The organism is Micromonospora sp. CB01531, from assembly GCF_001905095.1.
Taxonomy (GTDB): Bacteria; Actinomycetota; Actinomycetes; order Mycobacteriales; family Micromonosporaceae; genus Micromonospora.
Genome location: NZ_LWLS01000139.1, coordinates 1 through 19,642 on the forward strand (window position 1 = coordinate 1; position 19,642 = coordinate 19,642).

At 69.7% G+C, this 19,642-nt stretch carries 21 protein-coding genes and 1 pseudogene; 9 read left to right on the forward strand and 13 right to left on the reverse strand.

All coding sequences use genetic code 11. The annotated features are described in order from the left end of the window. Positions 1-1,410: transposase (locus A6A27_RS41290; protein ID WP_073840103.1), on the reverse strand; the 1,410-nt coding region annotated here is incomplete at its 3' end. A 207-nt stretch (positions 1,411-1,617) separates the two neighbouring features. Between A6A27_RS41290 and A6A27_RS45490 the strand changes: the two genes are divergently transcribed. Then, a complete protein-coding gene (locus A6A27_RS45490; protein ID WP_073840104.1) occupies positions 1,618-2,226 on the forward strand; it encodes a hypothetical protein in 609 nt (202 codons plus the stop codon). A gap of 150 nt (positions 2,227-2,376) precedes the next feature. Here A6A27_RS45490 and A6A27_RS41300 read toward each other — a convergent pair whose 3' ends face one another. Continuing rightward, positions 2,377-3,318: a PrsW family intramembrane metalloprotease gene (locus A6A27_RS41300; protein ID WP_241825714.1), complete on the reverse strand. Its 942-nt coding sequence runs from the start codon at positions 3,316-3,318 to the stop codon at positions 2,377-2,379. Between the two features lie 250 nt (positions 3,319-3,568). On the opposite strand from A6A27_RS41300, the gene A6A27_RS41305 reads away from it, so the two are divergent. Next, positions 3,569-3,922 carry a nitroreductase/quinone reductase family protein gene (locus A6A27_RS41305; protein ID WP_073840105.1) on the forward strand — a complete coding sequence of 118 codons (354 nt, stop codon included), beginning with the start codon at positions 3,569-3,571 and terminating at the stop codon, positions 3,920-3,922. 70 nt (positions 3,923-3,992) lie between these two features. Here A6A27_RS41305 and A6A27_RS41310 read toward each other — a convergent pair whose 3' ends face one another. After that, positions 3,993-4,433 carry a hypothetical protein gene (locus A6A27_RS41310; protein WP_073840106.1) on the reverse strand — a complete coding sequence of 147 codons (441 nt, stop codon included), beginning with the start codon at positions 4,431-4,433 and terminating at the stop codon, positions 3,993-3,995. 8 nt (positions 4,434-4,441) lie between these two features. Beyond that, positions 4,442-4,690, reverse strand: a complete 249-nt coding sequence (locus A6A27_RS41315) for a hypothetical protein (RefSeq protein WP_143194450.1) — start codon at positions 4,688-4,690, stop codon at positions 4,442-4,444. Positions 4,691-4,775: 85 nt separating this feature from the next. Here A6A27_RS41315 and A6A27_RS41320 point away from each other — a divergent pair, with 85 nt between their 5' ends. Both A6A27_RS41320 and A6A27_RS41325 read left to right on the forward strand, forming a co-directional pair. Continuing rightward, positions 4,776-5,549 carry a matrixin family metalloprotease gene (locus tag A6A27_RS41320; protein WP_073840108.1) on the forward strand — a complete coding sequence of 258 codons (774 nt, stop codon included), beginning with the start codon at positions 4,776-4,778 and terminating at the stop codon, positions 5,547-5,549. 289 nt (positions 5,550-5,838) lie between these two features. Beyond that, on the forward strand, positions 5,839-6,363 hold the full coding sequence (locus A6A27_RS41325) for an SMI1/KNR4 family protein (protein WP_198940677.1): 525 nt from the start codon (positions 5,839-5,841) through the stop codon (positions 6,361-6,363). 4 nt (positions 6,364-6,367) lie between these two features. Here A6A27_RS41325 and A6A27_RS41330 read toward each other — a convergent pair whose 3' ends face one another. Next, positions 6,368-7,270 carry a hypothetical protein gene (locus A6A27_RS41330; RefSeq protein ID WP_158074150.1) on the reverse strand — a complete coding sequence of 301 codons (903 nt, stop codon included), beginning with the start codon at positions 7,268-7,270 and terminating at the stop codon, positions 6,368-6,370. Between the two features lie 190 nt (positions 7,271-7,460). After that, positions 7,461-7,883: pseudogene (locus A6A27_RS41335) on the reverse strand (transposase); the annotation flags it as partial. A 212-nt stretch (positions 7,884-8,095) separates the two neighbouring features. Between A6A27_RS41335 and A6A27_RS41340 the strand changes: the two are divergent. Continuing rightward, entirely contained in the window at positions 8,096-8,779 is a 684-nt protein-coding gene (locus A6A27_RS41340; RefSeq protein ID WP_073840111.1) for a GNAT family N-acetyltransferase, read from the forward strand. 175 nt (positions 8,780-8,954) lie between these two features. Here A6A27_RS41340 and A6A27_RS41345 read toward each other — a convergent pair whose 3' ends face one another. Continuing rightward, entirely contained in the window at positions 8,955-10,163 is a 1,209-nt protein-coding gene (locus tag A6A27_RS41345) for a low temperature requirement protein A (RefSeq protein WP_073840121.1), read from the reverse strand. 192 nt (positions 10,164-10,355) lie between these two features. On the opposite strand from A6A27_RS41345, the gene A6A27_RS41350 reads away from it, so the two are divergent. Further along, the gene (locus A6A27_RS41350) at positions 10,356-10,970 is read left to right on the forward strand and encodes a DUF6518 family protein (protein ID WP_241825715.1); all 615 of its coding nucleotides are present in this window, start codon (positions 10,356-10,358) and stop codon (positions 10,968-10,970) included. A gap of 170 nt (positions 10,971-11,140) precedes the next feature. Here A6A27_RS41350 and A6A27_RS41355 read toward each other — a convergent pair whose 3' ends face one another. Then, positions 11,141-12,190, reverse strand: a complete 1,050-nt coding sequence (locus tag A6A27_RS41355; protein WP_083673268.1) for a nuclear transport factor 2 family protein — start codon at positions 12,188-12,190, stop codon at positions 11,141-11,143. 73 nt (positions 12,191-12,263) lie between these two features. Here A6A27_RS41355 and A6A27_RS47915 point away from each other — a divergent pair, with 73 nt between their 5' ends. After that, a complete protein-coding gene (locus tag A6A27_RS47915; protein WP_443190046.1) occupies positions 12,264-12,569 on the forward strand; it encodes a DUF6228 family protein in 306 nt (101 codons plus the stop codon). On the opposite strand, the gene A6A27_RS41360 is transcribed toward A6A27_RS47915, so the two are convergent. Genes A6A27_RS41360 through A6A27_RS41370 form a run of 3 tightly spaced genes read right to left on the reverse strand, consistent with a single transcriptional unit; the run spans position 12,464 to position 15,851 of the window. Next, the gene (locus A6A27_RS41360) at positions 12,464-14,662 is read right to left on the reverse strand and encodes an ABC transporter permease (protein WP_073840114.1); all 2,199 of its coding nucleotides are present in this window, start codon (positions 14,660-14,662) and stop codon (positions 12,464-12,466) included. The genes A6A27_RS47915 and A6A27_RS41360 overlap by 106 nt on opposite strands. Continuing rightward, the gene (locus A6A27_RS41365) at positions 14,659-15,330 is read right to left on the reverse strand and encodes an ABC transporter ATP-binding protein (protein WP_073840115.1); all 672 of its coding nucleotides are present in this window, start codon (positions 15,328-15,330) and stop codon (positions 14,659-14,661) included. The genes A6A27_RS41360 and A6A27_RS41365 overlap by 4 nt, the downstream gene beginning before the upstream one ends. Further along, positions 15,327-15,851 (reverse strand): PadR family transcriptional regulator, encoded by a 525-nt coding sequence (locus tag A6A27_RS41370; protein WP_073840116.1) that lies wholly within the window; start codon positions 15,849-15,851, stop codon positions 15,327-15,329. Before A6A27_RS41370 ends, A6A27_RS41365 begins: the two co-directional genes overlap by 4 nt. Before the next feature lie 262 nt (positions 15,852-16,113). Here A6A27_RS41370 and A6A27_RS41375 point away from each other — a divergent pair, with 262 nt between their 5' ends. Then, complete coding sequence (locus A6A27_RS41375) at positions 16,114-16,722, forward strand: TMEM175 family protein (protein ID WP_073840117.1); 609 nt, start codon at positions 16,114-16,116, stop codon at positions 16,720-16,722. An 82-nt stretch (positions 16,723-16,804) separates the two neighbouring features. Here A6A27_RS41375 and A6A27_RS41380 read toward each other — a convergent pair whose 3' ends face one another. Next, positions 16,805-17,641, reverse strand: coding sequence for a PPOX class F420-dependent oxidoreductase (locus A6A27_RS41380; protein WP_083673269.1), 837 nt, complete (start codon positions 17,639-17,641; stop codon positions 16,805-16,807). 97 nt (positions 17,642-17,738) lie between these two features. Further along, positions 17,739-18,113: a YciI family protein gene (locus A6A27_RS41385; protein WP_073840122.1), complete on the reverse strand. Its 375-nt coding sequence runs from the start codon at positions 18,111-18,113 to the stop codon at positions 17,739-17,741. Positions 18,114-18,211: 98 nt separating this feature from the next. On the opposite strand from A6A27_RS41385, the gene A6A27_RS41390 reads away from it, so the two are divergent. Continuing rightward, positions 18,212-19,276 carry an IS110 family transposase gene (locus A6A27_RS41390; RefSeq protein ID WP_073840119.1) on the forward strand — a complete coding sequence of 355 codons (1,065 nt, stop codon included), beginning with the start codon at positions 18,212-18,214 and terminating at the stop codon, positions 19,274-19,276. Positions 19,277-19,642: the final 366 nt, after the last annotated feature.

A 19,642-nucleotide genomic window follows, 5' to 3' on the forward strand; every position in this document is an offset into this window, starting at 1 on the left:
CAACCAGCTCTTACGTTGGTGCTTGGAGGTGTTGCGGGCGGGGACGGTGACCACGGCGATCCCGTGCTCGGCGGCGAGGTGCCGCATCCGGTCGCTGATCTTTCCGCGGACCTGCTGGGACAGGCGCGTGTTCAGGCTGTGCCCCATGCCCCGCGCTTCCATCGACCGCAGGTCTTCCAGGTAGATGACGGACGCCCGGGCGGCGATCGCCTGGTCCACCGTCCAGCGGGCGGCAGCCCACGCGAGCGCGTCGTTCAAGTTCGCGCGGCGGGCGGACAGGTGGCGGATCTCGCCGGCCAGCAGCCCGTGTTTCGCTCTCAGCTGCTCGTCGGGGCGGCCGCCGAGCAGCCGCTGGTAGTGGTCGGCCTTCGCGTGCAGCCGCTCGCTGTGGCGACGCAGGCGGTGTTGCTTGGCCAGGATGCCGGCGGCGCGGAATTGTCCACCGGCCCCCAAGGCCGTGATCCGCCCGTCCTTTCCCAGTCGCAGGGCACCGGCGCTGAGGAGGGTGTTGAGGCCCCAGTCCACACCGACCGCCACCGTGTGCCCGGTCCGCGCGGCTTTCGGCACCGGGTGCGTATATGCCAGGTCGGCGCGGACCGTCCCGTCGGTGACGCGGAGGGTGGGCAGGTGCAGCACCGCCGTGGCGGGAACCGTGGACGGCAGGCTGATCGGGCAGGCGACCCACGTCCAGTCCCGATACGTCTGCGGATCCGGACGGGTGGGCAACTGCAGCCGCAGCAGCGCCCTGCCCGGGTCAGTGTCGCAGCGCTCGATCGTGGCCTGCTGCCGATCACACGCGGCCAACAGCAACATCCGCCCGATTCTCGGGACGCCTTCGAGTTCGAACACGCCCACCGGCAGCCGACCAGTGGCCTTGACGAACGTGACAACCTGCCGGGTGCGGCCCTTGATGACGTTGGATGGCAGATGCTGCCCGCCGGGGATCGAGGCCCGCACCTGATCCCACTCGCCGGGGGTCCGCTGACGCGGATCGGCCGGCCACGTCGCCAGGACCCCGGCCGTCACATCGGCACGCCACTTCACCGAACGTAGAGCACGCCCCGCCTGCTCCTGGACCATCCGCACGACCCGGTCATTGACCCTCACACCCTCCGGCGTGGTCGCGGTCCAGCCCAGCCGCCGCAGCGCCATCCACGCGTTCGACGGCAACCTGCGCCCACCCGCATCCACCCCGGCCGCCAGCGCCTCCACATCCACGCTGTTCCAATGCTCGCTGATCAGCGCGGCCACCATGCCCGCCACCAGATCAGCACACCAACCAACCCGCTGCGCCAGCACCGCCGCAGACAGGACCTCGCCGGTCTCCTCGTCCACGCCGGTGCGCAGCAAGGCGCGGGCGCACGCCGTCCGGGACGTCTCGCCTTCGGCCAGCCGCAGCTTCCCGCTCACCGACTCAACGCCTCAACACCGATCCAGAAACACCGGCCCTCACGACCGACCCACGCCACCGGAACCCTCCCGAGCCAGCCCAAACGTGATGCGTCACGGATGAACACCGACACGCTCCACAGCATTGGCGAGCCGAAACGTTCCACACACACCAATCTATGATCAATGACGATTCATAATCAAACTGGTTAGCCTGACACCAAGGTCGTGCACAGCGATCCGGCGGACCCGAACAAGCCTGCCACCACCACGCTGACCTGGCACCGGGGTTTTGACTTCACGGTGGTTCCGCAGACGCCCGGCATCTACCGGGTCTCGGTCAACGGCGTGTCCGTAGTCGCCGGGGAGGTCTATGACTACTCCGGTAACGGCCCGAACGTCTCCTGCCAGGTGAAGCGGAAGGACAAGGGCCACTGCCTGCGCGAACTCGAATCCCTCAAGGACGGGGACACCGTCACCGTCACCGCCGAGCACGCCACCGGCCCCGTGGCTGGCCGAGCTGCGCTCGGAGTTCCAGGGCCCTTCAGCGCGGGGCTGACCCACGGTCGCCCGCTACCCGGATCCGGATCTCCGTTCACGGAGGCCGTCCCGCTCGGGGCGGCCTCCGTCGTCATTCCGACTGGGCCACCCGATCGCCAGGGCGCGAACAGTCAGGCCGCGGGTCGGCTGGTCGCCCGCCTTGAGAGCGCCGACCTGCTGGAGCGCTACCTGTGCGACACGGACCGGCGGGGCGCCTACACGCAGATCACTCTGGCCGGGCGTGCCGTTCAAGCGGCCGCGGCAACGTATGACGACGTGCTGCGCGGGGTGCTGTGAGCCCCGCTCGGGCACGCCAGTTGGCTGCCAGCGGGTGTCGGCCTCCCCACTCTTGGGGCCTCCCGACGTCACGGCGCAGCCTGCCCGATCAGCGGTCTCCTTCAACAGCACCATGACCTGACCGTGCGCGGGCGGGCTGCCCAGGCGATCTCAGGGGCCGGGCGGGCGGATCGGCACCCGGAACCCGTACGGCGGCACCTGTGGCACGTGCGGCGCGCGACGTGCGGACCGTACCAGCGCCCAGAGCCAGAGCAGCCCCACCACCGCCACGAGCGCCAGCCCTCCCAGGTCCAGTACGGCGAAGAGCGCGACCTGCCCCGCGGTCGGCCGGACCAGTTGGCCGTGCGGCGTCGTGGTCCCTCCGGTCAGCAGCAGCGTCAGGAGCAGCGCGATCACGTGCATGGCGTCCCAGAGCGCGTGCAGCAGGGACACCCCGAGGTAGGCCAGGACGAGCCGCCCGGTGATCACGAAGTGCTCGCGGGTGCTGGAGGAGAAGAGCACCCCGCCGAGGATCGCCGTCCACAGGCCGTGACCGAACGGTGTGACCACGCCGCGCAGCAGCTCGGTCTCCACCACCTGGGTCAGTGACAGCCCGTGGGCGGTGAACAGCGCGGTGAACGCGTAGCCGGCGGTTTCCAGGGCCGCGAAGCCGAACCCGACCGAGGCGCCGAGGATGATGCCGTCCCGGGTCGCTTTTACATGCATGTGCCGGGTCAGGAACGCCAGCACTCCGAGCTTCACGGCCTCCTCGATGAGGCCCACGCCGAGGAACAGCCACCACGACGGGCGGAGCAGGTAGGACTCGAGCAGCGACGCGGCCAGCACGCCGATCACACCGCCGGCCAGGAACGTGCTCAGGATCAGGCCTGGGGTCAGTTCGCCGGTCTCCCGTCGCTGGAATGCCCACACCACGAACGTCACGGGCACCAGGAAACTGCCGAGCAGCACCAGCGTCGGCACCAGGGCGGGGTTGCCGGTCAGGAAGGTGACGACCACGGTGGCGAGCCACAGGGCCAGGCCGATCAGGAAGATGCGCAGCCATGGCCGCCGGCTCCTCGTCAGGGGCGGCGGCTGGGGGTATGCCTGGACCACCGCCGCCTCCTCGGAACTCGTCCGCGGTCTCCGGCACCGCTCGACGCAGATGTGAGAGCTGAGAGTCCATCGTAAAAGGTGTGCAGCGCCCAAAAGGGGTGTTACGAGAGATCGGCCGGCGGGCGGAACAGGCCGGGTGGGGTGCTGATGGCCCCGTGCCGGTGACAAGGTCGCGGAACCGGCGGCGGGCGGCCGGGAAGCTTCATAGCCTGGCAGGCGGGAGCACTCGGGGCAGCTGTCGGAGGGCATCGTGGCCAACGCGATCAGGGACGCTTTGCAGGGCGTCAGGGAGGTCGAGATCACCGTGACCGGCCGGAAGTCGGGACGGCAGATCTCGCACCCGGTGTGGTTCGTGCAGGAGGAGGACAGTGTCTTCCTGGTCCCGGTCACCGGCTCGAACAGCGACTGGTACAAAAACGTCCGGCGCACGCCGATGATCCAGATCGCCGCGAACGGCACGGCGTTGAGTTCCAGCGCCACCCCGATCACCGACGCGGACCGGGTCGACCACATCGCGGCGATGTTCCGCGACAAGTACGGCGCGGACCAGTTCGAGGCGTACTACCCCAACCACGACGTCGCGGTCCAGGTCCCGCTCGGGTAGCCCCGAGACCGTCCACTACCAGCGCAGAATCGGCCACTCCACCAGCCGAAAGATCAAGTGACGTTGGAAGCTAAGCCGGCGGCGAATCGCCGGGCCTACGGAAGACCTCGCCGCAGACGTCGACGCAGTGCGCCAGCACCACGTCAGCGGTGAGCACCCCGGTCGTGGTGAACACAAAGACTTCGCGGTCGACGCGTTCGACCGATTCGGTCCACGGCGCGGCCGTCAGCACCTGCTCGAAGACGTCGCTGCCGGGATTGGACAGGTCGAAGACGGACAGCATCCCGTCGTCGAAGCTGAGGGCCCACTCCTGGCCGTCTTTCGTGCCGACCGACAGATAGCCCGGCAGATCCTCCAGCGCTGGGTCCTGCGGCAGGCGTGCGGCGGCCTCGGTCACCGCGGGCAGCCCGGCCAGAGCGTCGCCGTCGAAGACATCCCAGCCGCCACTGCTACGCCGCGGCTCGACACCGTCGACCGCATAGGCAGGGCGGGCGCGCCGCAACCAGCTCATGACTCTCACTATCCAGCGGAGGGTCCGGCCGGTGTTGCACCGGGCCCCACCCGGAAAGGGATCAGGGCCAGAAGGAGTCGTTCGTCAAGGTAGATCTTGAACGGGATCCGGTTGCGGCGCAGGCAGTCGAGGAGATTCTGCGGGACGTCCAGCGACCCGTTGGCGTCCGGCATGAAGTGCCACGGCGGCTGCGGACCCAACTCGGCCGCGTCGCCGCCCACGGTAAGAATATTGACAATCATAAGCAGTTCTCCCACGTCATATTTATCTCCCCCCATGTCATCTGACAGGGTTGGATGACGGGGCACATCCGTGCGTAGAACTCGACATGGGGGAGTTCATGTGAAGACAGGTCGATCCATCCGCGCGGTCCTCCTCGCGGCCGCAGGCACCATCGTTGTCGCCCTCACCTCCACCGCCCAAGCCGTCGGCGCCCCGCCGACGCAGGGCCGGGACGCGGTGGTGGTCTCTGTGCAGAAAAACCCGGACGGCACGATCACCGAAACCGCCTACACGCCTGCGCCGGGGGTTACTCCCGATGATCTGGCTGCGCGGCTCACGGCACGGGGGGCGCCGAACGTCGCCGTCGCTGACGAATCCGACATGGGTGCGCTCGTCGCGGCCTGCTCGTCCGGGACCGCCCGGACCTGGCCGTCGTCGGCGACGTGCTTCGTCCGCTGGGCGTACAACGGCTACCTGCGGCCGCAGGTCTACTTCATCGACCACTCCGGATCGGAGTGGCCCGTCGGTCGCTCGGTAACCAAGTGGAACGAGACCTCCGGCATCGACTCGGTGTACCGCACCCCAAGCTCCGGCTGCCCGGGCGGCGGTATCCACTGTGTTCATGTCTACAGCGGAAACTACGGTTCCGGCTGGACGGGTCAGACGAGCCGGACCCTCAACGCCGCGGGAACCTACTACGCTGGCGCGACGGTCCAGCTGAACACCTACTACAGCGGCACCGAGTACGAGCGCTGGAACACCGCCTGCCACGAACTCGGGCACGTGCTCGGCCTGGGTCACAACACGTCAACCGGTAGCTGCGTGTACGCGTACCGCAGCTCGCAACGGTATCCGAACACCGACGACTTCAACCTGTTGGAGCGCTACTACTGAGCCGTCGCGTACGGGCCCGGCCAGAATCGGTCGGGCCCGTCGCCGTCGCGGCGCGTCAGGAACCAGCCCCGGTTCGGTTACCACCCAACTGCCCCGTCACAAACGCCGCCGCGCACCCCCGCGGCTCCAGCCGCAGGAACCGGCCCGCGAACGACCCGGGCACCAAGGCCAACACCCGCTCCCTGCCCTCAGGGCCTCGCTGTGGCCCGCGGCCACCGCAAGATTTGAAGTCCTACCCGGCCCCGGCCAGCAAATCCTCAAGCGGCGGCTGCCGTACTATGGTGCCGGCGTGAATCAGGATCACCGAGAAATGCCGGTGCCGCTTGCCGAGGCGCACGAGCCGGGATTCGACTACGCCGCGGGCGACGGGGTCGACTTCGAGCCGTACCCCGCCTTCCTCACCGCCGATGAGACTGCAGAGTGGCTGCGGGCGTGGACCGGCAATCCGGAGTTCGACGGCGGCGAATTCCGGGTGTTCGGGCAGGACGGCACCGGCGGCATCGCCGCGTTCTGGCTGGTCCGCCCGGGCGAGCCGGTCGAACGGCAACCCGTCGTGTTCCTCGGCTCTGAGGGTGAGACGGCGGTGGTGGCACAGGATCTGCCGGCGTACCTGTGGCTGCTCGCAGACGGCTTCGGGCCACTGGAGGCGAGGATGTACCCACGGCACGAATACGTCCCGCGGGCCGACGCGCACCGGGCGCGGATTGCGCAACGGTGGGCACCGCAGGCCCGGCAGTCGGCGGCCAACGTCATCACCGCGGCGCGCGCGGAGTTCCCCGGGTTCGAGGAGCTGATCGACTCGATGTGCCGGTAGGCGTTCAGCGGATCGTCACGGCGACCGGTAGGCCCTGCTGCACCTCGAGGACCGCCCGCTCCCCCAACGGTCGGGCCAGCTCGACGGTGGCGCTGCGCCGCGCCCCGACGTCCCCGCACGACTCGGCCCGGGCGTGCCGGTGCTCGATGACGATCACGACTACCGCCTGGTCCGACTCGACTGCCTCGGCGCTGTAGTCGGCTCCGCACGGCTTACTGCGCGGGTCAGGGGCGCCGGTGAAGGTGACGGCCAGCTCACGGCTGGTGGTCGTCGTGGTCGCCGTCTCGATCCGCAGCCCGCCGGTCGCCTCGTCGGGGTCCCAGGACGGCGGCGCCACCTGGACCGCGGACGAGGCGGCCACCGCCGGTCGGGCCACCCGCACGGCGGTGCCGTCGAGGGTGAATTCCCAAGCCGGGACGGTCGCGGAGCCCCGCGTGGTGGAGATCGTCATGGTGGTCAGGCGGGCGCCGGTGACCTTCAGCGGCGCGCAGTCGACGCAGTCGCCGGTGGCGGCCTGGCGCATCTGCGCCAACGTTTCATCAGCCGCGACCAACGGCAGGGGCTGCTTCCTGCCGTCGGCCCAGGCGAGGTTCCCGGTCGGCGTCGGCGCGGTGGGCAGCGCTGCCGTGGCCTCGACGCGGCCCGCCGCAAGGCTCTCCTTGTAGGCACCGTTCGTCAGCTCCCAGTCGCCGAGCTGCCGGGTCAGCTCTCCCACCGGTACGAACCGCGCGGTGTCGCCCGCGTCGCGTACCGCCTGGTCATAGCGGTCCAGGGCGGCGCGCGCCTGCTCGCGCAGCCCGTCGAGGTCCTCGCCTGCTGCACTGCCGCCGGCGGCCGAGCCGCAACCGCCGAGCAGCGCCACGGCGGTGACCCAGGGCAGCAGGAGCCGCATCCTCGTTGTCTTCACGTGGCCAGCCTCTGCCACGCCGGTCACGGTTACAGCTCACCGACCTATCGGCTTTAGCTCGAAGTGGACCGTGCGCGGCACGGTGATCGCGCGGCGCCGACGCACATGCGGCTCTGGCGGCAGAGAACGGCCATCGCTTTGCCGCGGTATGCGCCATGCGCGGATGCGCTGGAACACCCCGTTGTCTGAGGAGCACGCCGCGGCCCATCTTGACCATGCCGAGCCTCTGTGCGAGGTGCAGCGACTGCGTGAACAGGCCGACGAGCGCGTCCAGGCGGCGGCGGCGGAAACGGGCGATCGAGCGGTAGTCGGGGGCCTGGTCGGCGGCGAGGTATCGGAACGCGACGTCGTCGGCGCACTTGCGCTTGATCGCCCGCGAGGATCGGACGCCGGTGGTGTAGCCGTAGATCAGCAGCCGCAGCATCAGTCGCGGATCGTAGGGCGGGTAGCCGCGCTTGTCGGTGTAGTCCGCCAAGATCGGGGAGAGATCGAGTACGTCGTCGCCCAGGTCGGCGACGAACTGGGCCAGGTGGTCCTGGGGCAGCCAGTCGTCCAGCGACGGGGGCAGCAGCAGGACCTGATGTGGGTTGAACGCCCGGAACGTCTTGTCCACTGCCGCCCCACGGCCCTGCGGCTGCTTCTTCTCGACCGGCTCGATCTCGAACAGCCCATCCCCATCACGCATACCAGCATCATCCCGCACGAATGATCATGAAACGCCGGGGGTGTCGGCTGCTGGGATGCGCGATCCCGCCAGGATCGGCCCGGTCTGTGACCGGCGGAAACGGCTGGCGGTAGGCCTGATGACCGGGTAGGAAGGGCGCCATGAGCTCCTCCGCGCCCCCGCCTGCCTCCCAGAACCCCGCCGACCGGCGGACCTTCGTCCGCACCACGCTCGACCTGGGCGATGTGCTGCTACACCCATGGGGCCGGGAGACCGCCGAGCCGAAAAGGATGCTGGACGGCCTGATCGCCGCCGCGTCGGACCCGCTGATTGCCCTCTGGAACCCTCTCGCGACAGCCGACCGCAGCGACGCCTTGGCATGGCTGGAATCTCGCGACGGAGGCTGGGACCGCGGTGCCAGCGCCTCCTTCGCCGCGCTGACCGCTACCGACGGCGCCCTGCTGGGCAGCGTCACCCTGCGCTGGGTCGACCGCGCGGACGGCCTGGCGATGATCGGCTACTGGACGCTGCCGACCGCCCGCGGACAGGGCGTGGCCACCCGAGCAACGAGGGCGGTCACCAACTGGGCCTTCCGGACGGCCGATGCCCGCCGGATCGAGATCGCCCACGCTGTCGGCAACGAGGCCTCCTGTCGGGTGGCCCACCGCTGCGGCTACCTCCCCGAAGGCACCCTGCGCGACTCACACCGCTTCGGCGATGGGGCATACCACGACGAGCACCTACACGCCCGCCTGGCCATTGACCCGGAATCGACCTACCCCACGGGGGAGCCGACGACGTACTGCAACCCGACCACCGGACGGGCAAGCGACGCGTCACAGTAGTCGACGAAGTCCTCGCCGTTGAACAACTCGGCAGACTGCCGACCTCCGGTGCAGGCGGTACTCAGAGCCGGAAGCTGCCCAAGTGACCGCTTGCTCGTTACTGACCCACGCTCCTAGGTCTTAGGTACTTCGTCCTCGGTCGCTGACCTGTGGCAACTCACCGTGCTCGCCGTTGTCAGGGTGGGGTGGGCTGTTCGTCGGGGTGGCGGTGTGAGCGCCTGGTATCGGCGATGGCGACGGCGAGTAGCACGATCGCGGCGGCGCTGGAGACTGCCAGTGGTGGGACGAGGGTCAGCGGGGCGATCAGGAGCACGAGGGCGGCGATGCTGGCAGGGCGGGGCAGGGAGACGCGGGCATAGACGACGTACTCCAGCACGGAGCGGCCGACGAGGAAGATGGCGGGCCCGGCGAGGATGACCGACGACCAGGTGAGCGGGGTGTGCATGGAGGGGTGCTTCTCGACCAGGTCGTGTCCCACGCTGGAGGTGATGATCCCGAGGATCATGGTCAGGTGGGCGGCGCCGGCGACGCGTCCGGTGTGGGCCGGGTGCGAGGCGGCCAGGACCGCGTCGTCGACCAGTTGACCGGCGACGTGAAAGTACAGGCGCCACAGCAGGACGGTGGTCAGGAACGCGACGACCAGTGCGGTGATCCGGTACGGACTGGCCGGTACCTGGGTGAAGGCGACGCCCACGGACAGCAGCGGCTCACCGAGAGAGATCATCAGCAGTTGTTGGTAGCGCTCGGCGAGGTATCGGGCGGCCGTCGCCCACAGGTTCGCCAGGCCGGCGCCGAGTCGGGGCACGGGCCAGCCGCGGGCGTTCGCGACAGCCTCGACGAGCACCGCCAAGGCCCACAGGGCTGGGCGGACGATTCCGTGGGACACCGCGCCGATCAGCCACGGGACGGAAATGACCGCGTACCAGCAGAAGTACCGCAGATTCGCGGTACGAACCTCGGGCACCGTGGCGAGGAGACCGATCGCGAGGGTCCGGCCGGCCTGCATGATGATGTAGGTGGATGCGAACGCGACGGCACGCCCGTCGAAGGCCCACGACACGCTGACGCCGAAGATCAGCACACCGAACACGCTGGCGATGACGCTGCCCTGCACTGCGGGTCGTCGCGGATCGAATTGGGCGGTGATGTATGTGGTCAGGGTCCAGACCCGCATCAGTGGCAGGAACAGCAGCAGGGCCTGCCCCAGCACTACCCAGCCTGGCGTGCCGGGTGACTCGGCCAGCACGTCGAACGCCGTTGCGACCAGCCGGCTGAGGATGAACACCATGGCCAGGTCGAAGAACAGTTCGACGAAGGTCGCCTGCTCCGCCTCACCCTTGCGGAGCAGCGAGCCCCGGTCCCAGCGCGGAACGTTCCTGGTCACCACCTGGGTAAACCCAGGCGTCGGCCACGAAAACATCCCATGAAACGGCGCCCGACGAGGTGAGCCGAGCGTAGGCCGCCAGCAAGCGGTGGGAACCAATGCCGTCGCACGCCAGGTCCAGCCAACGGCTCACTGACCGCGCCGCCACGGGTGCCGAGATTGCTCGCAGGCATACTGAGTATGCTTCCCGCCGTGCGACCTGGTCCTCGAACGGTGGCGCTCACCGCCGTGGTGGGTGGTTTCCTGCTCGGCTTCCTCGGCTTCGCCTGGATCAAGTGGGTGCCATACCCGTTTGCCGAACTCGGCAACTCCACCGCCACGTGGGCGGTTGGCGCCTTCGCCTTCGGATACTGGGCCCGGTCGGGCTGGGTGCGCTCGGCGGTGGGCGCCGCTGTCCTGCTCGTGGTCGCGGTGCCCAGCTACTACCTCGCCGCGACTCTCATGCAGGGCGACGACCTGGCCGTGGTGTGGGCGTCGACGTCGCTGCTCTGGATGGTCTTCGGTGTCCTCGCCGGGGTGGTCTTCGGCATCGGCGGCGACTGGGCGCGCGGGGCGGGCTGGCGGCAGGTCCTCGGGACGGCGCTGCCGGCTGCGGTGTTCTTCGAGGAAGCGGCACGGTTCGCCCGCCGGGCCAACGATCCCAGCTACCCCTCAGGCTCGGCGTGGAACGTAGCCATCGACGTCACGCTCGGCCTCCTGGCCGTCGTGCTCATCGGCAGGTCGAACCGTCAGCGGGCGCTCGCGTTGGCCGTAGCCCTGCCTCTGGCCATGGTCATCTTCGTCGGATTCGCGCTGGCCGGCGGTTAGTTAGGCCGCCGCCCCGCTCATCGTCCTTACCGGTACGGCTGGCCGCGACGGCGCGTGCGGCCGCGACATCGCAGCCCATCTGTATCTCAGCCCGCGCACGGTCGGCTACCACCTCTACAAGGCCTTCCCCAAGCCGGGGAAGGCCCTGTAGGCGGAGCTGGCCGCGATCGTTACCGGAGCTTGCCGTACAGCTCGGTGATCTTTGCTTCGTTGGCGACGAGCGGCAGCTGGTCGAAGGTGAGGGTCCAGTCACTCGAGACGCCGCCGGTGTCGCCGACGCGCTCGATAACGCCGAAGCTGACCGGGTCGGTCTGGCCCTCGGGCAGGACCGTGCCGTGCCATTCCAGGTATGTCGCGCCGTCAACCTTGATGGCCTGGCCCGGCAGCAGCTGGACATTGCTGACCTGGTCGAAGAACGTCCTCAGGTAGGCGAGCTTGCCCTGCGTGGTGCTGAGCGTGCCGCCATTCAGGCCGGGAGCGGACAGCGGCGCGCCGATGAGCCGTCCCACGAGCGCCTCGACGTCCTCGTTGTTCCATGCCTTCGCGCGTTCAGCGAGCTCGTCGGGGCTGAGGACAGGTTGGCGGCCCCGGTCGGGGCTGCCGCCGTCGGCGACGTTGGCGAACAGGTCGGGCAGGCTGGGGTCGAGCGGTTTGAACCAGCTGTGCCGGTCGTAGTAGCGGCGGCCCTGGATGACCTTGCCGTCGTCGGTCAGCAGGACCCGGTAGACCGCGGAGTAGGCGACCTGGTGGCCCTTGAGCGTGGCCTCGTTGTGCGCTTCGAACATCACCGCGGGGCCGTTCACGACGATGCGTGTGCCGCGGAAGCGGAAGTCGGGCACCAAGGCGAGCGAGCCGCTGATCGCCGTCCTGATGTTGTCCAGACCCTGGACCGGCGGCCTGCTCGCGTTCGCCGGTTCCCACAGCGTCGCGTCCTTGGACCACATGTCGACGTAGGCGTCCACCCGGTCGGGGGTGGTGACCTTCCCGAACTTGATCTGCCGCTTGATGAACGAACACGCGCCGGGCGACACCCAGCCGCTGATGGAGGTGACCTCCGGCCTCGCCTCGGCGCAGCCCGCGTTCCCGGCGCCGGGCTCACCGGCGGCGAGGCCCGCGCGGTCCAAGCCTCCCTTGGTCGCCTGCGCCGGGCTCCCGAACGTGTACAGCGCGAGCACGGCCGCGGCCGCGAGTCCCATCGCCGCACCTCGAGTCGCCTTCATGACCTGCCCCTTTCGGTGTTCTTTCTGGTGACACCGAAATTAGGCTGATCTTGTCCGTGGCGAATCTGTCAGCGTGACGGTAGTCAGGCCGGCCACGGGAGTGGACGACCTCGCCGCGTTCATGCAGCAGCTCGCCGAGGACTGGCGCGGGTGGCCGGGACGGCGCTGCTGGCATGCTGGCCTACTCAGGGAAGGGCCGGCCGCGCGGCCGGACGGTATGACCCGTCCGGCCGCGAACGTCGGTGAACCTGATGTTCGTGGGTCTGCCGGGGTTCACTCGTTGCGGGCGGTCTCCGGGCCGGTGATCCGGCGCAGCAGCGGCAGTGTGGAGGCGATGATGCCCAGCGACACCGCCAGCCCACCGGCGACCATGAGATAGAACGACAGGTGCGGTGCCAGCAGCGTGTAGTGCAGCTGCGCCCGCAGGAACAGGTGCGCGGCCAGGAAACCCATCCCGATCGCCACCGCCGCGACGAGCAGCAGCGGTACGACGGTCTCCAGCGCCACCACCCGGCGCAGGGTACTCAGCCGCACCCCGGTGAGCCGCAGCATGCTGAACGGCCGCTTCCGGTCGCTCAGCCCACCGGCCACGCTCACCGCCAGGCTGCAGCCCGCGATCGGCAGGCTGGCCAGCATCACCACGTTGGCCAACTGCTGGAACTGCACCATCTGCCGCGCGGAGTTCGCCTCCCACTCGCCGACGCTCGCCGGGAAACGCCCCAGCGGGAACGCGTTGATCAGCATCGTCCGGGCCTGTTCGAACGCGGAACGGCTGGTGGTGTTGACGACCACCGACAGGATCGGCTGCCGGTCGACGTCCGCGGGGGCGGTGCCGGCTGCCTCCCAGACGTACGTGTCGTTGGTCAGGTCCATCGCGCGCAAGCCGATGAGGTCGCCGGGCACGGCGGCGACCTGCGCGCCGGCAGGGCAGCTGCCGTACACCGCGAGGCGGTCCAGCTCGGCGCACGTGATCAGGCCGTGCCAACCGTCCGGGTCAGGGTTGCGGTGCAGCACGGAAACGCTGCGTACCCCGGGGATCGCCTGGAGCCCGGTGGGGATCTGGTCCGCGGTCGGCGCGGGGCCGTCCTCGGGCCAGAACGTCTTGCTGACAGAGGTGGCGGCCACCGAGTCGGTGCGCGGTGCGCCGCGGTTGGCGACGAACGTGGTGATCGTGCCGGTCGCCACACTGGTCACGAACAGCGCCACGATCAGCCCGCTGACGGACCGGAAGCCGGCCTGCGGGTTGTCCGCGAGGCGCCGCCCGGCGATGAGCGTGGCGGGCCGGCTCGCCCGCCCGGCCAGCACCCGGGCGCCGATCATGGTCAGCCAGGGCCCAGCCAGCACCAGCCCGATCAGGATCAGCACGAACCCGGACAGGTACGCGGTGATCTGGCCGTTGGTCGTGGCGGGCCGCCGGCCGATGAACCAGGTCAGCTCGGCGAGCCCGGCGATCAGCGGGATCAGCCGCCAGGCGCGCGGCGGTTTGGGGGTCACCCGCCGGCTCACACCCAGCGGCGTGATCTGCACCCGGCGCAGCGCCAGCACGGACGCCACGACCGCGCCGAGCGGGATGCCGAGCGCGACCGCCAGGACGTTGATGACGGTGAGCGACAGGTCGGCGGCGAAGAACGGTTCGCCGGAGAACGGGATCCTGGCGAGCCCCGGCCGGCACGCGAAGAACAGGCCGAACCCGACAGCGGTGCCCGCGGCGGCCGCAAGTGTCGACTCCACGGCCGAGATGACGGAGATCTGGCGTGGCGTGGCCCCGATCAGCCGCATCGCGGCGAACCGCTGCTCCCGGCGGCTCGCGGCCAGCCGGGTCGCGGTGCCGATGAAGATGAGCACCGGGAACAGCAGCGCGGCCGCGACGACGGACAGCACGAGGGTCAGGCCGGAGCCGTTGATGCCGATGTAGCAGCCGTGGCTGCAGTCGCTCGGGGAGGTGGTCATGATCTGGGTGACCTTCGTGGCCCCCAACGGCTCCAGCTCGGCCGGGGTGCGGCCGATGACGATCAGCAGCGAATCGGGGGAGGGTAGCGCCGCCCGGCCGATCGTGCCGACCTCGTGGCCGGGGTAGCGGTCGCCGAGCTCCGCGGCCGGGGTGGTCCGCAGCAGCTTGCCGAGAGCCGGCGAGACGTAGTACTCCCCCGGCCCGGGCAGGCGCGGGATGCCCGGCGGGACGGGCGCGTCCGGGCCCAGCGCCGCGACCTCGACCCGGCCGATGGACGCACCGTGGTAGTAGTCCTCCCGAACCAGCCACCACAGCGGGTCGACCGACGCGTCGGAGGAGGCCGGCGCGGCAGCGGTGTTGAGCCAGCCGTACCGCTGGTTCTGCGCGCCGACCGCGTTCATGCCGGCGATCGTCGTCAGGAGCATGCCGACGCCGAGCGCCACCGCGGCGGCGATGATGACGAGCCGGACGGCGGCTTCCCGACCGCCGGCCACGGACAGCCGTAGCGCGAACCGGATCATGCGGCCACCAGCGCGTTCACCTTGCCGTCACGCACGATGACCTGCCGGTCGGCGTACGCGGCGACGCGGGCCTCGTGGGTGACGAGCACGACGGTGGTGCCCTGCTCGCGGGCCGAGGCGACCAGCAGGTCCATGACCTGCTCGCCGGTGAGTGAGTCGAGCGCTCCGGTGGGCTCGTCGGCGAACAGCGCGCCGGGCCGGGCGACCAGGCCGCGGGCCAGCGCGACCCGCTGCGCCTGCCCGCCGGACAGCTCACCGGAGCGGCGCCGCTGCAGCCCGGCTAGGCCGAGCCGCTCGAACCAGGGCCGCGCCTGCTCGAGCGCCGGGGCCCGCTTGACCCCGCTGAGCAGCAGCGGGAGCGCCACGTTCTCCTCGGCGGTCAGCTCGGGTACGAGCTGGCCGAACTGGAACACGAACCCGAACTGGTCCCGGCGCAGGACGCTGCGCTGGTGCTCGTTGAGGGTGTCGATCCGGCGGCCGTCGAAGTGGATCTCACCGGCGTCCGGCACCAGGATGCCGGCCAGGCAGTGCAGCAGCGTGGTCTTCCCGGAGCCGCTCGGGCCCATGATGGCGACGATCTCGCCGGGAGCCACCGCGACGCTGGCCCCGCGCAGCGCCGGGGTCTCGCCGAAGGACAGGTGGACGTCACGCGCCTCGATGGCCTTCATCGCCGGACCACCTTCCGCAGGGCGTCCAGCCGGGCGACCGTGGTGTCGATCCAGTGCAGGTCGGCTTCCAGGTGGAACAGGCCGTGGTCGGCCAGCATGGTGTCGACCAAGTCGCCGCCGCGCCGGATCTCGGTGAGTTCCTTCATCCGCCGCAGGTGCGCGGCGCGCTGCCGGTCGAGGTATTCCTCGGCGGGGCGGTCGAGCATGAGCGCCAGCACGACCTTGGTGAACAGCACCGTCTGCAGGCTGGGTTCGGCCTCGACCGGATCGGTCAGCCACGACTCGACCTCGGTCGCGCCGCGCTCGGTGATGACGTAGCGCTTGCGCTCGGGCCCGACGCCCGGCTCGACCTCACCGATGACGATCTTGCCGTCGCGGGCGAGCCGGCCGAGGGTCGCGTAGACCTGACCGAACGGCAGCGGCTTGCCCCGGCTGAAGAAGGTGTCGTAGTCGCGCTTGAGGTCGTAGCCGTGGCTGGGCTCGCGTTCGAGCAGGCCAAGGAGGGTCATGGGAACGCTCATGCCGACACCATACTCCGAGGGTATACCCCGCGTATATACCCCCAGAGTATATCGACCGTCGTTGTACCAGCTGGCGCCTGTGTCGAAGCCACCCAGAGAGGAACGCCTGAGGGCGGACCAGGTTCGCGCGCTGTTACCGCACCCCAACCATCACCCAACGACAAGAATGCCGGTGGGGCGGCCGAACCTGTACCTCGTCGCAGCGTCTAGTGTGCGTGTCCCGTAGCAGGTCGCATGCCTGACGGAGAAGGGCGGTGGCGCGGTGAGGACCAGTCGGCTGGAGGCGTTCAGCGATGGCGTGCTTGCCATCATCATCACGATCATGGTGCTGGAGCTGAAGGTGCCGCACGGCCACGACTTCTCCAACCTCGTCCACACGGCCGGCACCGGGCTGCTGACGTACCTCCTCAGCTTCGTCTACGTGGGCATCTACTGGAACAACCACCACCACATGTTCCATCTCGTGCAGCGGGTCAGGGGCGGCGTGCTGTGGGCGAACCTGGCGCTGCTGTTCTGCCTCTCACTGTTCCCCTTCACGACGGCCTGGATGGACGACTCGAAGTTCGAGCGAACCCCGGTCGTCGTCTACGGCCTGAACCTGTTCAGCGCGGCCATCGCATACTTCGTGCTCCAGACGGTGATCATCCGCCAGCAGGGACCGGAATCGCCGCTGCGGCGGGCCATCGGCACTGACTTCAAGGGCAAGGTCTCCCCGGTCTTCTACATCACCGGGATCCTCAGCGCCCTGCTGCTCGAAGGGCGTATCGGAGTGGGGATCGCCCTGGCGTGCTTCGTCGCCGTGGCGATCATGTGGGTCGTCCCCGACCGCCGCATCGACCGGGTGATCCGCCAGTCCGAGACCCCGGGCTGAGGGACGCCAGCCCCACGTCGCCGCTCATCGCGTCCCCACGGACTCTTCGGCCACCGCACCCCGGCGCGGCTGCGTCCTACGCTCAGCTCCGCTGCACAGGATTGCGTTTCAGCGACGCAATCCGCGGCGTTTCAGCGCCCGCCGTCGCCACCGGGCTCAGCGCGAAATGCACCGTACGGCCGGTCTTCGCCCGCCCGAGCCGGTGCATCAACGGCACCAGCACCCCGTGCAGCATCGGATGCTTCCGCATCAGCGCACGGCTAGCCGCCCGATACTCCGCCCCGGTCAACCGCCGCGCCACCGCCTCCACGGCCACCCCGGTCGGCTTCCCCAGCGCCGTCGACGGCGCCAGGGTCACCCGCGGGTTGTTGCGGATCCGCCGGGTCTTCCACGCCTTCTCGAAGCTGCGCACGTACGCCCGCTCCCCGACCACGGCCACGCTCAGCGCCGTCGGCACACCCTTGCCGTCTCGCTTGAAGGTCGTCAGCACGAGCGTCTTCTGCCGCGCCAGCGGCGCCCAGGCAGGGGCCGGGGCGGGGTCGACGTAACCGACCACCCAGCCGAGCTGCCGCAGCCGGGCGACCAGCGCGGCCAGGGCCAGGACCGCCGACAACCCGACCACCCAGGTCTGCGCCGCGCTGCCACCGACGGGCGCATCCATCACGTGCGACAGCGTGTGCGCCGCCCCGCCGACGACGTATCCGACCAGGGCGACCGCTAGGCCGTCGGCCCAGATCAGCCCCAGCAGCAAGGTCGCGCCGATGCCGAGCTGGAACGCCCCCACGTCGTGCACGAAGTGCTGGTGCGGCGGGAACCCGACCGCCGAGCTGAACGAGTCCGGACGCGTGAGCGCCCACACCCCGACCACCACCGCCGCCGCGCCGAGCAGCGCGGCCACCGCCCGTACCAGTGCTCTCATGGTGGTGAGACGGGCCCGCGGCCGCCGATGTGACCGACGGCCGACCCCCGGGCGCGCAGAAAGGCGGGCGGTACCCGCCGGTACCGCCCGCCCTCGATCAGGCCTGGCCAGGGCCCTCGTTGACCCGGCGGACGTCGACCTCGACGTCGATCCCGTGGTCGGTGAAGACGTTGATGAAGCGCTTACCCCACTCCACCGCTTCCTCCTTCGACCGCACCTCCAGCAGCGCGAACCCGGCGATGAGTTCCTTGGTCTCGGTGAACGGCCCGTCGGTGAAGGTGGTCTTGCCCTTGGTGGCGGTGATCCGAGTCGCGTCCTCCTTGCTGCTCTTGTGCAGCCCCTCGGCGGCGAGCAGGATCCCGGACTTGGCCACCTCGTCGATGAAGGCACCCATCTGGATCATGAACTCCGGGCTCGGGTCGAACGCGCCAGGAGTGTTCTCGTCCAGCTTGTGCATCAACATGTAGCGCATTGCGGAGTTTCCTTTCAGGACAGTGTCCAGCATGCCCCGCCGGCGGTCCAGCAGCCAGCACCAACCCACTTCCAGCGCCGCGCAGCAGGGCACCGACATTGCCGTTTGAGGAGATCATTCTCGGAGTCGACACGCACAAGGACGTCCACGTCGCCGCCGTGATCAGCACGGTCGGCGCGCTGCTGGGCACCCGAGACTTCCCGGCCACAGTTGCCGGCTACCGCGCCCTGCTGACCTGGGCCCGGACCTTCGGCACCGTGCTACGCGCAGGCGTCGAGGGCACCGCCTCCTACGGAGCTGCACTGAACCGGATGCTGAACCGTGAGGACGTCACGGTGATCGAGGTCAACCGACCCGACCGAGTCGACCGACGCCGCAGAGGCAAGACCGACGCCACTGACGCCGAAGCAGCCGCCCGTGCCGTGCTGTCCGGTCGGGCCACCGCCATCGCCAAGGCCGGCGACGGCCCGGTCGAGATGGCCCGCATGTTCAAGCTGGCCAAGTCCTCCGCCGTCAAGTCCCGCACCCAGGCAATCAACCAGCTCAAGGCCGTCCTGGTCGGCGCCGACCCGGCCCTGCGCGAGCAACTGTCCGGGCTGAGCACCCCTCTGCTCGTGCGCGCCTGCGCCGCGCTCGAGGTCACCGACCCCACGACCGACACCAGCCAGGCCGCCCGGCACACCCTGCGTCTGCTCGCTGAGCGGATCACGCTACTCACCAAGGAGATCGACGATCTCGACACCAGGCTGACCGCCGTCCTTGCTACCCACGCGCCGGACCTGCTGGCCCGCAACGGCGTGGGACCCGACACCGGTGCCACCCTGCTCATGGCCGCGGGCGACAACCCCGACCGGCTCCGCTCCGAAGCCGCCTTCGCCGCCCTCTGCGGGGTCAGCCCGGTCGAGGCATCCTCCGGCAAGACCCAGCGCCGCCGACTCAACCGTGGCGGCAACCGGCAGGCCAACCCCGCCCTGCACCGAATCACCCTCGCCCGCCTGCGATGGGACCTCACCACCCGCGCCTACGTCGAACGCCGCGTCCGGGACGGCAAGACCCGACGCGAGGCCATCCGCTGCCTCAAGCGCTACATCGCCCGAGAGCTCTACTCACTGCTCACGACACCCGCGAGCAGACCTCCAAGCTCCGCCCTCACGGCCGCTTGACATCCATAGGAGTCTCCGATGTCCCTATCGCGACGCCCATGCCGGGCGTGAAAATGGGGGTGGTCGCTCGCCGACGTCGTTGATGCCTGGTGCTTCGAGCCCGGATAGGAGTCTGACGCTGGGAATGTGATCAAGCGGCCCTGCCTTGTCGCTTCGAGCACGCGAGTCCGCCTCTATTTGCTACCCCGACCGTTCCCGCGGGCGACCGCCGGGTCCCGCACCCGACGAATCCGGGTCGGCGAGTGCAGGAGGTCCGCGAGTACGCATCCGTGACGCCGGCCTTGCTGGCCCTGGCCGACTAGCTACGGTGTGAGCGGGTCGAACTGGTGGCCGTGGAAGCCACCTCGGCCTACTGGAAGCCAGTGT